Raw genomic sequence first — 14,205 nt, 5'->3', positions numbered from 1 at the left:
GTTCAGTCCTCCACCACCCAGGTGTCTTTGGTACCGCCACCTTGTGACGAGTTGACCACCAGCGAGCCTTCCTTCAGCGCCACGCGGGTCAGGCCGCCTGGCACCAGGCGGGTTTCGCTGCCCGACAGTACGAACGGGCGCAGGTCGATATGCCGCGGCGCGATGCCGCTGTCGACGAAGGTCGGGCAGGTGGACAGGCACAAGGTCGGTTGCGCGATATAGGCATGTGGACGCGCTTTGATGCGGGCGCGGAAGTCCTCGATCTGCGCGGCAGTGGCGGCCGGCCCGACCAGCATGCCGTAGCCGCCAGAGCCCTGGGTTTCCTTGACCACCAGCTCGGGCAGGTTGGCCAGTACATGGGACAGGTCGGCCGGTTTGCGGCACTGCCACGTCGGTACGTTGTTGAGGATCGGCTCCTCGCCCAGGTAAAAGCGGATCATGTCGGCGACATAGGGGTAGATCGACTTGTCGTCGGCTACGCCGGTGCCCACCGCGTTGGCCAGCACTACGTTGCCAGCGCGGTACACCGAAATCAGCCCGGGCACGCCCAGCATCGAGTCGGGGTTGAACGAGAGGGGGTCGAGGTAGTCGTCGTCCAGCCTGCGGTAAATCACATCGACCCGTTGCGGGCCGGCGGTCGTGCGCATGTACACATGCTCGTCGCGCACGAACAGATCGGCGCCTTCGACCAGCTCGATGCCCATTTCGCGGGCCAGGAAGGCATGCTCGAAATAGGCACTGTTGAAGCGCCCTGGGGTAAGCAGCACAGCAGTGGGGTTATCCAGCGGGCTGGCGCTCTTGAGCGTGTCCAGCAGCAGGTTGGGGTAGTGGTCGATGGGCGCGATGCGCTGGGCGGCGAACAGCTCGGGGAACAGGCGCATCATCATCTTGCGGTCTTCGAGCATGTAGCTGACACCACTGGGGGTGCGCAGGTTGTCTTCCAGCACGAAATAGCTGCCATCGCCATCGCGCACCAGGTCCACGCCGGCGATGTGCGCATACAGGCCCCGGTGCAGGTCCAGGCCCTGCATGGCGATCTGATAACCCTCGTTGGCCAGGACCTGCTCTGGCGGGATGATCCCGGCCTTGAGGATGCGTTGGTCGTGGTAGATGTCTTCCAGGAACAGGTTCAGGGCCTGCACGCGCTGGATACAGCCGCGCTCGACCGTACGCCACTCGCTGGCGCGGATGCTGCGCGGGATGATATCGAAGGGGATCAGCCGCTCGGTGTCCTGTTTGTCGCCATACAAGGTAAAGGTGATACCGGCGCGGTGGAACAGCAGGTCGGCCTCGCGCCGGCGCTGCTCCAGCAGCTCCAGCGGGGTGTTCGCCAGCCAGCGGGCGAACTCCTGGTAGTGCGGGCGGCAGCTGCCGTTCGCGTCGTACATTTCATTGAAAAAAGCCCGGGACATACCCACTCCTTGCCGCCGTTACCGGCAGCTTCATTGCCGTTCATCTGCGTCTTTCAGGGTGCTGCCTTGCTGGTAAGTGGGGGTGTCGTCAGCCTCGGTCGCGTTGGGTTGCGGGTGCATTCCGTTCACCAACCAGCATTGCAATGAAAGTGCCGAAAACCCGGTGCAGTGCCGGGCAGGCCAGGGAATGGGCGGTGGGCAGCGGTTTTGCTGGGCGGCGCCTGGTCCAGGCGGGGTGAGGTGGCGGCCGGCTGACCGGCCGGCATGCATCAAAACAGGGCGCCTGGTGTGCAGCCGCGTTTTTTGAACCGAGTTGGTGCGTACCGCCATGCCGGCCAGGCCAGGCAGGCGGTTCAACACCTCAACCCGCGTTGGCGGTCAGTTCCTGGCGAACGATGGCAGCCCCGGCGCTCAACGCCTTGAGCTTGCCGCTGGCGACCGCGCGCGGCAGTGGGGCCATGCCGCAGTTGGTGCAGGGGTAGAGCTTGTCGGCGTCGACGAACTGCAACGCCTTGCGCAGGGTGTCGGCCACGGCTTCGGGCGTTTCGATGGCAGGGTTGGCGACATCGATGGCACCGACCATGACCTTCTTGCCCCGAATCAGCTCAAGCAGTTCCATCGGCACAAGGGCGTTGTGGCACTCCAGCGAAATGATATTGATGCTCGACTGCTGCAACGTCGGGAACACCTGCTCATATTGCCGCCATTGCGCCCCCAGGGTCTGTTTCCAATCGGTGTTGGCCTTGATCCCGTAGCCATAGCAGATGTGCACCGCCGTTTCGCACTTGAGCCCTTGAACGGCGCGCTCCAGGGCGGCCACGCCCCAGTCGTTGACCTCATCGAAGAACACATTGAATGCCGGTTCGTCGAACTGGATGATATCGACGCCCGCCGCTTCCAGTTCCAGGGCTTCCTGGTTGAGTAGCCTGGCAAATTCCCAGGCCAGTTTTTCCCGGCTTTTGTAATGGCTGTCATACAGCGTGTCGATCATGGTCATGGGGCCCGGCAGCGCCCACTTTATTGGCTGGGCAGTTTGCTGGCGGAGGAACCTGGCATCGTCGACGAACACAGGTGCCTGTCGCGCGACAGCACCCACCACCGAGGGCACGCTGGCGTCGTAGCGATCGCGAATGCGCACGGTCTGGCGTTGCTGGAAATCGACCCCGCTCAAGTGTTCGATGAACGTGGTCACGAAATGTTGGCGGGTCTGTTCGCCGTCACTGACGATATCGATGCCCGCGTGCTGCTGTTCCTGCAAGGCCAGGCGCAAGGCGTCCTGTTTGCCTTCGGCCAGCTGCGCGCCCTGCAACTTCCAGGGTGACCAGAGTGTTTCAGGCTCCGCCAGCCAGGAAGGCTTGGGCAAACTGCCGGCAGTGGAGGTGGGAAGTAGCGTGTTCATCAGCGGTTACCTTGTGCGTTGGGGTGATCAGCCGGCGTATTGAGCGGACCATTGCTCCAGGGTGGCCTGGTACGGTTTGACGAAGCGCTCCTCGGCAAACCTGCCTTGTTCGAGCGCCAGGCGGCTGCGCTCTTCGCGGTCGTAGACAATGCGTGTAAGCGAATAGTCCTGGTGCTGCAGGCTCGGTTGGTAGGCCATTGCGGCTGCCGCATTGGCGTTGTAGATCTCGGGGCGGTAGATCTTCTGAAAGGTTTCCATGGTGCTGATGGTGCTGATCAGCTCCAGGTCGTTGTAGTCGGCCAACAGGTCACCGGCAAAGTAGAAGGCCAATGGCGCCACGCTGCCGGGCGGCATGAAGTAGCGCACCTTGAGCCCCATCCTGCTGAAGTATTCGTCGGTCAGCGAGTGGTCGTTCTGGTGATACTCCACGCCCAGCACCGGGTGCTGGTTTTCAGTGCGGTGGTAAACCCTGCTGCTCGACACACTCAGGCAGATGACCGGCGGCTTGTCGAAGTGCGCCTTGTAGGTGGCCGAGTTGATGAAGCACTTGAACAGCTTGCCATGCAGTTCGCCAAAGTTGTCCGGCGTGCTGAAGCTTGGCCGACCCTTGTTGTGTTCCAGCAACAACACACTGAAGTCGTAGTCCCGCACGTACGAGGAAAAGTTGTTACCGACCATGCCGTCGATACGGCGGTTGGTGGTGTGGTCGACGATATGGGTCTGCAACAGCTCGATCAGCGGCAGGCCGCTGCTGCGCTGTTCACTGTGCAGGTGCAGTTCCACCGAAATGATATCCAGCTCTACGCTGTAACGGTCTGCATAGGCATTGTCCCAGTGCGCCAGGGCGTTGAAGCGGTTGTCGATCATCTGCAAGGTGTTGCGCAGGTTTTCCTGGCGGTTTTCCCCCCGCGCCAGGTTGGCGAAATTGGTGGTGATGCGCGTGTTTTCGCCGGGCTGGTAGTGCTCGTCGAAAGCGATGCGCTGCACAGTGAATTGCGGTGCGTAAGCCATGTTGTATGGTGTCCTGGTGCCTCGCTCGTGCCGTTGGGTAGTGCAAGCAGGCAACTATTGCCATGGCGCGAGCGACGTGATGTCCGTGTTCAGGCCGTATTCTAGGCAGGGGCCCTGCATGAATGATATTGAAGATAAATCACTAATGATTTAGCGCCGCTCATGATGCTGGGGTATCGGGAGTAGGCAACGGCAGGGAAAGCCTGTGCATGCGGTCGAGCGCGGGCGGTTGGCCCTGTGATCTTGCTCGCAACTTTCCAGACTAAAGGTACGGAATTTTCAAGTTGGCATGAATATCCCATGTCAGTCAGGAGTCCAGTCTCCACCTACTGCACTACCTCCATCACCTCCACGGAAGAACAAGAAAGGGGGCTAACATGAGTTGTCTGATTTGCGCAGGGCACGCGGAATCCGTCGAATGCACCCTTGGATGGGAGGAGCGGCGCTGTTCCCAATGCGGGTGTTACCGAATGTCCCAGTCGCTGATCCTGTTGATGATGGAAGAGGGGCAGATCTTCGACACCGAGCGCATGCGCCAATGGCTGGTCGTGCGGCGTGGGCAGGTGCCGGTGCCCGCCATCGACCATGAGCACGCCATACTGCGCCTGTGAGTGGCGCAGACGCTCAGGTGCCTGTACAGGCAGTTGTGTACCTGGCTGGCTGACCTACGGCATCATAGCCGCTCGGCCACCCACTGACCCAGGATGCTGCAATGCGCAAAGTTGGCGAGCGACTGCCCGACGTGAACCTGTACCCGTCCAACAACCATGCTGGCGCCTGCACCCAGGGCCCGAACGCTTCTTCCATTGGCCAGCGTCGCCAGCAGCGCACAAGGTAAAGACGGTTGAAACTTCACCAGCTCCGGGCGCTTGTCGCCATTCACAATGCCGGTAGCATCCTCGAAGCCTCCAAGCTCCTGCACATTACCCAACCTGCCCTGAGCCGTTCGATCAAGGAGCTGGAGCGCGAGGTGGGCTTCGCTTTGCTGCAACGCTCACCCAAGGGCATGGCCCTGACCGAGGAAGGCAAGCGCGTGATCCGCCATGCCAACCTGGTGGTCGAAAGTATTCGCCGCCTGCAGATCGAAGCGGCGAGCATCCAGGACGCCACACTGGGCGCGGTGTCGATCGGCGTCACCTCGCTCACGGCCATGCTTGACGGGGTGGATGAAAGTATCCTGGCGTTCCGGCGTAAATACCCGCGGGTCAAACTCACCATCACCGACCTGCGCCCTAGCCAGATCCTGCAACGTTTGCGCGATGGCAGCCTGGACTTCGCCATCACATCGCAGCAGCCGCTCAGCCGCCTGAGCCTGGACTGGGAGGCGCTTGGCAGCATCAAGGGCAGCGTGATCTGCCATGTGTCGAACCAGCAGCAGTTCAGCAAATCGCTGCGCACATTGCAGTACGCCCACTGGATCAGCCTGGACGAATTGGCCGATCAGGCTTCGCAGTTTCACCAGCTGTTCGAGGCCAACGGCCTGCCCGTGCCGCAAAATACCGTGGAGTGCACCTCGGTAATGATGGCGCTCAAGCTGCTGCAGAATACCGAGGCGCTGATGACCATCAGCCAACTGGCGGTGGACCAGAGTTTCAGGTACGGCATTGGCAGCGACTTCGTGGTCATGCCGGTGCAAGAGCTGATCCCGGATTACCCGATCAACCTGGTTTGCATCGACCGCCATAGCCTCACCACACCTGCGCAGGAGCTGTATCACAGCTTGCGCGGGCGGGTGCTGAGGCAAGCCCGGGCAGGGGCGTCAGAAGTGGTAGTACATGCCTAGCGCGACGTTGACCGGGTCGTCGCCCGCTTGCTCGAGCGGGGTACCTGCGTAGGTGACCGCCGAAGCGGGCTGGTTGGCGATCAGGCCGACCCGACCATACACGGCCCAGCGCGGGGTCACGAAGTGGTCGTAGCCAACCATTGCCGCGAAGGCGTCGTGGTCCTTGGCGGTGACCTGGCGTTGCATGATTGCCAGGCGTAGCACATCGCGTTCGCCAACCGGCACCATTGCGCCCGCAGTGATCAACGTTGTGCTGGGGCTGCCGGCCTGGTCCACGTCCTGGCGTTGCCAGGTCAGGCTGGTGGCCAGCGGGCCGAAGTCGTAGAACGCCGACAGGCTCTTGTAGCGGTTGGCGGTCTGGCGCGTGTTGCCAGCGTCGTCCCATGGGTCGCTGTAGTACAGGTTGTAGGAGCCCAGCAGCATCACCCGCTCGTTGCGGTATTGCAGGCGCGCGCCACCGCCTCGCAGGGTGCGCCCCTGGCTGGCGGCATCGTCGAAACCAAGGCTCACTGCCGTGCCCAGGCTGAAACCGTTGAGGTTCGGGGTGGTGTAGGCCAGTGTGTGCTTGGGGCGCAGGTCCAGGTAATAGGCGCCCTTGCCGGCTGCTGGCAGGGCCAGGTAGGTGTAGGGCGAGCCGTACGTGGCCAGGAACGGGTCGGCGTAGGTGGGGGTGCCCATGCTGTAGGTCTTGCCGAACTCCAGTTTACCCAGGCTTTTCGAACGTAGGGCCACAGCCGCCAGGCGCAGGCTGCCGACAGTGTCCCAGCTGCCCTCCAGTGCCTGGCCATTGAGGTTGAAGCCTTCTTCGGCTACCAGCTCCAGCGCGCTGTCAGCGCTTAGCCCCTTGCGCGCATACAGCCCAAGCTTGTTGGTCCAGGCACCGCCGCCGGCCAGCCTGAAGCCCGCGTGCCGCTGCGAGTCGTGGTAGCTGGCAAAGGCGTCCACGGTGCCGTAGACCTTGAGCGTGTCATCAAAGCCGTAGTCCACCCCGTAGTAACCGAAACCAGGCGCGATCCGGGCGAGTGCCGGAAAGCCCTCTGCCTGTGCCTCAGCGGCCAGGCAAGCGCTTTGGATCATCAACAGCAACGATGTAGTGCGAGTGTTCATTCACGACTCCAAGCCAGCACGATGATGGGGTGGCTGTAGCGTCGGTGAATAACCCGTTGCAGTGTGATTGCTTATTCGGCCAGTGCATGCCGTTTGGTTAAGCCAATGGGCGCCTTTGCGGTGGCGCATGACCGGTGCTCATGCCCTTGGCAACGGCTGACCTGCGGCCATCGGGCAACGCCTGCAGCATCGGTTGCATGCCTGCCGGGGTGCCGACCCCAGGGCGCTGGGCTGATTAACCCCGGGTTAACCAATTGCCGAAACTGCAAGTGTATTGACTGCCCGATTGGCCGATATTCGTTGCACGCCGCGATTCGCCAACGGAGAAAAACAATGACAACACCGCTACCCGCACCGCCAGTTCTGCAGGCGGATGCGCCTTGCAGTGCGCACTCGTCGTCCTCGCGTAAAACCTTGATTGCCTGCTCGCTTGGCAATGCACTGGAAATGTACGACTTCACGATCTACAGCTTTTTCGCTGTATTGATCGGCAAGCATTTCTTCCCGTCCGATTCGGCAATGGCTTCGTTGTTGATGTCGCTGGCCACCTTCGGCGTCGGCTTTCTGATGCGGCCGGTCGGGGCCATGGTCATTGGCCGTTACGCCGACCGGCATGGGCGCAAGGCGGCCTTGTCGCTGACGATTGGCTTGATGACCCTGGGTACGGCATTGATCGCGTTCACCCCCACCCATGCGCAGATCGGTATCTGCGCCACGCTGCTGCTGGTGGCCGGTCGGCTGATTCAGGGCCTGTCGGCCGGTGGCGAGATCGGTACCGCATCGGTGTTCCTGATGGAGTCCAGCGCTGTTGGCAAGCGCTGCCAGAGCGTCAGTTGGCAGGCGGCCAGCCAGGGCTATGCCGCCCTGGTGGGGGCAGGGTTCGGTCTGGCGCTCAGCCAATGGCTCGAGCCGGACGCGCTGGAAAGCTGGGGTTGGCGCATCCCGTTCATTTTCGGCCTGCTGATCGGCCCGGTCGGCTGGTACATTCGCACGCGGTTGCCGGAAACCCATACCGCCGAAGCGGCGCGTTCAAGCGAGCCGGTGCTGGATGCCGCCCTGCTCAAGCGAATCGCCCTGGGCATTGGCCTGATGGCCAGCTCGACCATCGGCATGTACCTGTTCGTGTTCTACATGCCCACCTACCTGACCACCGCCTTGCATTACCCGCCAGGCAGCGCGATGGCGATCGCCTGCATCAGCAGCGGCTGCATGGCGCTCATCTGCCCACTGGCAGGCAAGTTCGCCGACAAGCACCAACTGCGCAAGCGCCTGCTGGTATGGACGGTCGCCACGCCGGTGGTGCTGACCCTGCCGGTGTTCTACCTGCTCGGGCATATCCAGCACATGGGGCTGGCAATGATGTGCGTGGCGGTGCTGATCCTGCCCACCTGCATGGGCGCCGGTGCGTTCTTTGCCCTGATGATGGAGGGGTTCCCCAAGGCGCGGCGCTCTTTCGGCACTTCGGTCAGCTACAGCCTGGGGGTAACCCTGTTTGGGGGGTTCTCACCGTTGGTGGCCACCTGGCTGATCGCTGCGCTGGGTACGCCATTGGCCCCGGCCTACTTCTTGTTGGCCGGTGGTGCAGTCAGCCTGGTCTGCCTCAACTACTTCCCTGAAAACAAAGGATGCGAGTGACATGGGTACTTTGCAGAGTGATCAGCCGTTGCAACCAACTGCAGCGCTTGATGCGTTTGTCATGCTGCGCCGGCAGATCCACGCCGCGCCGGAGATAGGCGGCGACACCCCGGGAACGGCGGCGCTGGTAGCCGACACACTGCAGGCGCTGGGCTACACGGTGCATCGGCAGGTGGGTGGGCACGGGGTGGTGGGGGTGCTGAAGGTGGGTGACAGCCCGCGCAGCATCGGTTTGCGTGCCGACATGGACGCCTTGCCCATGACCGAGAAGAACGCTTTCGCCCATGCCAGCAAGGTGCCCGGGCGAATGCATGCCTGCGGTCATGACGGGCACACCGCGATCCTGCTGGCGGCTGCAGCGCAACTGGCGGCTACCCGCCAGTTCAACGGCACGTTGAACCTGATCTTCCAGCCGGACGAAGAGGGCCTGGCCGGCGCCAGGGCGATGATCGACGACGGGCTGTTCGAACGCTTCCCGTGTGATTCGGTGTATGCCCTGCACAACATGCCCGGCCTGCCGGTGGGCACGTGCGTGGTACAGGCCGGGCCGACCATGGCCTCTTCCCAGCGGGTCAGCATTCGCATCACCGGCAAAGGTGGCCATGGGGCGATGCCGGAACTGTCGGTAGACCCGATAATGGCGTTGCACAGCCTGATCGGTGCGATCCAGACCATCAAGTCGCGCAACCTGAGTGTCGACGACCATGCTGTGATCAGCATCGGCATGATCCAGGCTGGTACGGTGTACAACATCATCCCCGACGAGGCCTGCATGCTGCTGAGCGTGCGCACCGACACGGCCGAGACCCAGCAGAAGATCAACAGCCGGATAGAGGCGTTGGCCAGGGGGCACGCGCAAGCTTTTGGCGTTGAGATCGATGTGCAGTTTACCCAGCTGGCCCCGGCGTTGTGCAACAGCGAGCAAGAAAGTGCGCTGCTGCGCGAGAGCCTGCGACCGCTGTTCGCCGATGGCGCACTGCTGGACAAGCTGCCGAAAAAGGTCATGGGTACCGAAGACTTCGCCTACATGCTGCAGGCGCGGCCAGGCTGTTACTTCATGCTCGGCAACGGCACCGGCGAGTTCCATGGGTGTTCGGTGCACAACCCTCACTATGACTTCAACGATGCGTTGGTGAAGATCGGCGCCGATTGCTGGGTCAAGTGGGTGCAGGACGCGTTGCGCTGAGCCGGACCGGGTACTACCGCCTGGCCGGTGGCGGCCACACGGTGGTGCGCCACAGGCCATGGTCGTGCCTGGGGTCAGTGCGCGCTGGCCACGGTCTGCGGTTGCCAGCCGCCACCCAGGGCTTTGTAGATCGAAACGATGCCGCGGTACAGCTCGACCTCGCCTTGCGCTTGCGCATCTTCGGCACTCAGCCGTTCGCGTTCGGCATCGAGCAGCACCAGGTAGTCCACGGTCCCCTCGCGGTAGCGAATCGAGGCCAGCTGCGCCGCCTTGCGGCTGGCTTCGCTCTGGCGCATCAACGACAGCAACCGTTGTTGGGTCTTGGCGTAGTCGCTGAAGGCGTTGGCCGACTCTTCCAGTGCCAGCAACACCTGTTGCTCGTAATTGGCCATGGCGCCTTCGGCGTCGGCCTTGGCCCCGCGCAGGCGGGCCCGCACGCTGCCCAGGTCGAACGCCGCCCAGGTAATGCTGGGGCCCAAGGCCCAGGCGTTGGCCGCCGATGAGCCGAGCTGCGACCCGCGCGCGGCGGTAAAGCCCAGGAAACCGCTGAGGCTGACCCGCGGGAACAGGTCGGCGGTGGCGACGCCGACGTTGGCCGTGGCGGCTGCCAGTTGGCGTTCGGCGCTGCGAATGTCCGGGCGGCGGCGCAGCAGTTCGCCGGGGTCGCCCACCGGCAGCGCCTTGGCGATGGCCGGTAGCGCCTTGGGCGACAAGTCTACGCTGAGGGCGTCGGGGCGCTGGCCGAGGAGGGTGGCGATACGGTGCCGCGCCCGGGCCTGTTCGGCCTGCAGTTGCGGCACCGTCGCTTCGACCCCGGCCAGGCGGGCATCGGCGCGCACCACGTCGAGGTCGTTGCCGACCCCGGCGTCGCGCAGGGTTTCGGTGATGCTGCGCGATTGCTGCTGGGTCTTGAGGTTGGCCAGGGCAATCTTCTCGCGCAGCTGTGCACCGCGCAATTGCCCATAGGCATCGACCAGTTCGGCGATCAGGCTGACCTGCAACTGCTGCAGGTCGGCGGCAGCGGCCGCTTCCTGCGCTTCACTGGCTTCGATCTGGCGCTGGATGCGACCGAACAGGTCCAGCTCCCAGGCCATGTCCAGGCCCAGGTCATAGCGTTCGCTGTTCACCCGTTGCTCGATCTGGCCAGGAACCTGGCCTTTGCCGATATCGCTGCTGGCACGGCTGGTGACCACCGGGAACGGGTCGTTCTCGGCGTCTTCACGGATTGAGCGGGCCGACTTAAGGCGGGCGAAGGCCACGCGCAGATCCCGGTTTCCGGTCAACGAAGCCTGCACCAACTGGTTCAGTACCGGGTCGTCGAACTGCTTCCACCACAAGCTTTCAAAGTGGCTGCGGTCATAGGCCTTGGCCTGCGCATCAGCGCCCAGCTGGGCAGGTGCGGTGGCGGGGGCCTGGTAGTCCGGGCCGACCGCGCAGGCGGCCAGGGCCAGGGCCAGCAGGCTTGGCGTCAGGGGTTTGAGCAGGTTCATGCGTGGTTCTCCAGCACTTGCACGCGTTCGGCCTTGCGGGCCTGGCGACGCTCGACGAAACGGCGGATCAGGAAGAAGAACACCGGGGTGAGGAACAATCCGAATACGGTCACGCCGATCATCCCGGAGAACACCGCCACACCCATGGCATGGCGCATTTCCGAGCCTGCACCCGAGCTGAAGACCAGCGGCACCACACCCATGATGAAGGCGATGGAGGTCATCAGGATCGGCCGCAGCCGCAGGCGGCACGCTTCCAGCACGGCAGCCAGCGGGTCGAGGCCCTTGGCCTGTTCGTCCTTGGCGAACTCGACGATCAGGATCGCGTTCTTGCACGCCAGGCCCACCAGTACGATCAGCCCGATCTGGGTGAAGATGTTGTTGTCGCCACCCGATACGATCACACCGGTGATCGCCGACAGCAGGGTCATCGGCACGATCAGGATCACTGCCAGCGGCAGGCTCCAGCTTTCGTACTGGGCAGCCAGTACCAGGAAGGCCAGCAGCACGCACAGCGGGAACACGAACAGCGCGGTGTTGCCCGAGAGGATCTGCTGGTAGGTCAGGTCGGTCCACTCGAAGGTCATGCCGTTGGGCAGTTCCGCTTTCAGCAGTTTTTCGATGGCCGCCTCGGCCTGGCCAGAGCTGTAGCCGGGCGCTGCGGCACCGTTGATTTCAGCGGTGATGAAACCGTTGTAGTGCATCACACGGTCCGGCCCGGAGGTATCGCTGACCTTGAGGAAGGTCGCCAGCGGTATCATCTCGCCCAGGTTGTTGCGCACCTTCAATTGGCCGATTTGCTCGGCATCGAGGCGGAACTGCTGCTCAGCCTGGACGTTGACCTGGTAAGTGCGGCCAAAGCGGTTGAAGTCGTTGGTGTACAGCGAGCCCAGGTAGACCTGCAGGGTGTCAAAGATGTCGTTGATCGCCACGCCGTGGGTCTTGGCCTTTTCCCGGTCGATGGCGGCATCGACCTGCGGCACGTTGACCTGGTAGCTGGTGAACAGGCCCGCCAGCTCCGGCACCTCGTGGCTTTTGGCGATGATGTTCTGGGTTTCCTTGTACAGGGCTTCATAGCCCAGGTTGCCGCGGTCTTCGATCTGCAGGCGGAAGCCGCCGATGGTGCCCAGGCCTTGTACGGGCGGTGGCGGGAAGATCGCGATGTAGGCGTCCTGGATATCGGCGAACTGCGCATTGAGCGCGGCAGCGATGGCGGCAGCCGACTGGCTTGGGTCCTTGCGCTCGTCAAACGGCTTGAGTGGGGTGAACACGATGCCGCTGTTCGGGCTGTTGGTGAAGCCGTTGATCGACAGGCCAGGGAAGGCGACCGAGTCGGCCACGCCAGGTTGCTTGAGGGCGATTTCGCTCATGCGCTTGATCACCGCCTCGGTGCGGTCGAGGCTGGCGGCGTCGGGCAACTGGGCGAAGGCCACCAGGTATTGCTTGTCCTGGGCCGGTACGAAGCCGGTGGGGGTAGACGAGAAACCCAGGTAGGTCAGGCCCATCAGGCCGGCGTACACGAACAGGGCGATGCCGCTGGAGCGAATGACCCGGCGCACGCCGCCCACATAGCGGTGCGAGGCACGGTCGAAGAAGCGGTTGAACGGGGCGAACAGCCAGCTGCCCAGGAGTTTTTCCAGTAACCGCGAGAAACGGTCCTTGGGCGCATGGTGTTCCTTGAGCAGCACGGCAGCCAGCGCCGGTGACAGGGTCAGCGAGTTGAATGCCGAGATCACCGTGGAAATGGCGATGGTCAGCGCGAACTGCTTGTAGAACTGCCCGGTCAGGCCGGAAATGAAGGCAGCAGGTACGAACACCGCACACAGGACCAAGGCGGTGGCGATGATCGGGCCGGTCACTTCGGCCATGGCCTTCTGCGTCGCCTCCAGGGGTTTGAGGCCCAAGCCGATATTACGCTCGACGTTTTCCACCACCACGATGGCGTCGTCCACCACGATACCGATGGCCAGCACCAGGCCGAACAATGACAGCGCGTTGAGCGAGAAGCCGAACAGGTGCATGACCGCAAAGGTGCCGATCAGCGATACCGGCACCGCCAGCAACGGGATGATTGAGGCGCGCCAGGTTTGCAGGAACAGAATGACCACCAGCACCACCAGCACCAGCGCTTCGAACAGGGTGTGCACCACCGCCTCGATGGAGCCGCGCACGAACACGGTCGGGTCATAGACGATGCTGTAGTCCATGCCTTCGGGGAAGTCCTTCTTCAGCTCGGCCATTTTTGCCCGTACTTCGTCGGAGATCTCGATGGCGTTCGAGCCTGGGCGCTGGAAGATCGGCAGTGCCACTGCCGGCTGGTTGTTCAGCAACGAGCGCAGGGCATATTGGCTGGAGCCGAGCTCGACCCGGGCGATGTCTTTCAGCCGGGTGATTTCGCCGTCGGCGCCGGCGCGGATGATGATGTTCTCGAACTCTTCCTCGTTGACCAGGCGGCCCTGGGTGTTGATCGACAGCTGGAAGCTGGTCGAACCCGGGGCGGGCGGGGCGCCCAACTGGCCGGCGGCGACCTGGCGGTTCTGTTCACGAATGGCCGCGACCACGTCACTGGCGGTGAGGTTGCGCGAGGCGGTCTTGTTCGGGTCGAGCCAGACGCGCAGCGAGTAGTCGCCCATGCCGAACAGCTGCACATCACCCACGCCGCCAAGGCGTGCCAACTCGTCCTTGATATTGAGGATGGCATAGTTGGACAGGTAGAGCATGTCGTAGCGGTTGTCCGGCGAGGTCAGGTGCACGACCATGGTCAGGTCGGGCGAGGCCTTGTCGACGGTGATACCGATGCGGGTCACTTCTTCCGGCAGCTTGGGCTGGGTGCGGGTGACGCGGTTCTGCACCTGCACCTGGGCGTTGTCCAGGTCGGTGCCCAGGGCGAAGGTGATGGTGAGCGTCAGTTTGCCGTCAGCGGTGGACTGGGAAGACATGTACAGCATGTTCTCCACACCGGTAATGGCTTGCTCCAGCGGCGCAGCCACGGTTTCGCCGATGACTTTCGGGTTGGCGCCCGGGAAGTTGGCGCGTACCACCACGGTTGGCGGCACCACCTCGGGGTATTCGCTGATGGGTAACTGGAACAGCGAGATCGAGCCGGCAATCAGCAGCACCAGCGACAGCACGGCGGCGAAGATCGGCCGGGTTATGAAGAATTTGGAGAAGTTCATCGGTCT

Annotated in this window: 11 protein-coding genes; 5 read left to right on the top strand and 6 right to left on the bottom strand. The window is 63.1% G+C overall.

Annotated elements, in window-relative coordinates; all coding sequences use genetic code 11:
• Window positions 1–2 precede the first annotated feature (2 nt).
• From K4A76_RS12505 to K4A76_RS12495, 3 genes are all read right to left on the bottom strand, one after another.
• Window positions 3–1,412, bottom strand: coding sequence for a circularly permuted type 2 ATP-grasp protein (locus tag K4A76_RS12505; protein WP_029885140.1), 1,410 nt, complete (start codon window positions 1,410–1,412; stop codon window positions 3–5).
• Between the two features lie 361 nt (window positions 1,413–1,773).
• A complete protein-coding gene (locus K4A76_RS12500; RefSeq protein WP_274410365.1) occupies window positions 1,774–2,811 on the bottom strand; it encodes a methionine synthase in 1,038 nt (345 codons plus the stop codon).
• 27 nt (window positions 2,812–2,838) lie between these two features.
• A complete protein-coding gene (locus K4A76_RS12495; RefSeq protein ID WP_274410364.1) occupies window positions 2,839–3,822 on the bottom strand; it encodes a DUF1852 domain-containing protein in 984 nt (327 codons plus the stop codon).
• Window positions 3,823–4,292: 470 nt separating this feature from the next.
• Here K4A76_RS12495 and K4A76_RS12490 point away from each other — a divergent pair, with 470 nt between their 5' ends.
• The 3 genes from K4A76_RS12490 (at window position 4,293) to K4A76_RS12480 (ending at window position 5,605) form a co-directional block, all read left to right on the top strand.
• Window positions 4,293–4,433, top strand: coding sequence for a hypothetical protein (locus K4A76_RS12490; RefSeq protein ID WP_009682311.1), 141 nt, complete (start codon window positions 4,293–4,295; stop codon window positions 4,431–4,433).
• Window positions 4,434–4,534: 101 nt separating this feature from the next.
• Entirely contained in the window at window positions 4,535–4,660 is a 126-nt protein-coding gene (locus tag K4A76_RS12485; RefSeq protein ID WP_274410363.1) for a hypothetical protein, read from the top strand.
• Window positions 4,661–4,666: 6 nt separating this feature from the next.
• Window positions 4,667–5,605, top strand: coding sequence for a LysR family transcriptional regulator (locus K4A76_RS12480; protein WP_009682310.1), 939 nt, complete (start codon window positions 4,667–4,669; stop codon window positions 5,603–5,605).
• On the opposite strand, the gene K4A76_RS12475 is transcribed toward K4A76_RS12480, so the two are convergent.
• Window positions 5,582–6,712, bottom strand: coding sequence for a porin (locus tag K4A76_RS12475; RefSeq protein WP_274410362.1), 1,131 nt, complete (start codon window positions 6,710–6,712; stop codon window positions 5,582–5,584). The two genes, K4A76_RS12480 and K4A76_RS12475, sit on opposite strands and share 24 nt — an antisense overlap.
• A 333-nt stretch (window positions 6,713–7,045) precedes the next feature.
• Between K4A76_RS12475 and K4A76_RS12470 the strand changes: the two genes are divergently transcribed.
• Window positions 7,046–8,347 (top strand): MFS transporter, encoded by a 1,302-nt coding sequence (locus K4A76_RS12470; RefSeq protein WP_274410361.1) that lies wholly within the window; start codon window positions 7,046–7,048, stop codon window positions 8,345–8,347.
• Between the two features lies 1 nt (window position 8,348).
• Window positions 8,349–9,533: a M20 aminoacylase family protein gene (locus K4A76_RS12465; RefSeq protein WP_274410360.1), complete on the top strand. Its 1,185-nt coding sequence runs from the start codon at window positions 8,349–8,351 to the stop codon at window positions 9,531–9,533.
• A 74-nt stretch (window positions 9,534–9,607) separates the two neighbouring features.
• Here the strand turns inward: K4A76_RS12465 and K4A76_RS12460 are convergent, their stop codons facing one another.
• A complete protein-coding gene (locus tag K4A76_RS12460; RefSeq protein ID WP_274410359.1) occupies window positions 9,608–11,023 on the bottom strand; it encodes an efflux transporter outer membrane subunit in 1,416 nt (471 codons plus the stop codon).
• Window positions 11,020–14,199: an efflux RND transporter permease subunit gene (locus K4A76_RS12455; protein WP_212624202.1), complete on the bottom strand. Its 3,180-nt coding sequence runs from the start codon at window positions 14,197–14,199 to the stop codon at window positions 11,020–11,022. Before K4A76_RS12455 ends, K4A76_RS12460 begins: the two co-directional genes overlap by 4 nt.
• Window positions 14,200–14,205: the final 6 nt, after the last annotated feature.

Origin of the sequence: Pseudomonas sp. NEEL19 (genome assembly GCF_028751975.1) — a bacterium.
Lineage (GTDB): Bacteria > Pseudomonadota > Gammaproteobacteria > Pseudomonadales > Pseudomonadaceae > Aquipseudomonas > Aquipseudomonas juntendi.
The sequence above is the reverse complement of the archived record's forward strand: the minus strand, read 5'-3'. Positions and strand labels throughout refer to the sequence as shown.

Excerpts from the sequence above, each read along its gene's own strand:
- K4A76_RS12505 (WP_029885140.1), bottom strand. The coding sequence starts at position 1,412 with ATGTCCCGGGCTTTTTTCAATGAAATGTACGACGCGAACGGCAGCTGC.
- K4A76_RS12500 (WP_274410365.1), bottom strand. The coding sequence starts at position 2,811 with ATGAACACGCTACTTCCCACCTCCACTGCCGGCAGTTTGCCCAAGCCT.
- K4A76_RS12495 (WP_274410364.1), bottom strand. The coding sequence starts at position 3,822 with ATGGCTTACGCACCGCAATTCACTGTGCAGCGCATCGCTTTCGACGAG.
- K4A76_RS12490 (WP_009682311.1), top strand. The coding sequence starts at position 4,293 with ATGTCCCAGTCGCTGATCCTGTTGATGATGGAAGAGGGGCAGATCTTC.
- K4A76_RS12485 (WP_274410363.1), top strand. The coding sequence starts at position 4,535 with ATGCGCAAAGTTGGCGAGCGACTGCCCGACGTGAACCTGTACCCGTCC.
- K4A76_RS12475 (WP_274410362.1), bottom strand. The coding sequence starts at position 6,712 with ATGAACACTCGCACTACATCGTTGCTGTTGATGATCCAAAGCGCTTGC.
- K4A76_RS12470 (WP_274410361.1), top strand. The coding sequence starts at position 7,046 with ATGACAACACCGCTACCCGCACCGCCAGTTCTGCAGGCGGATGCGCCT.
- K4A76_RS12465 (WP_274410360.1), top strand. The coding sequence starts at position 8,349 with ATGGGTACTTTGCAGAGTGATCAGCCGTTGCAACCAACTGCAGCGCTT.
- K4A76_RS12460 (WP_274410359.1), bottom strand. The coding sequence starts at position 11,023 with ATGAACCTGCTCAAACCCCTGACGCCAAGCCTGCTGGCCCTGGCCCTG.
- K4A76_RS12455 (WP_212624202.1), bottom strand. The coding sequence starts at position 14,199 with ATGAACTTCTCCAAATTCTTCATAACCCGGCCGATCTTCGCCGCCGTG.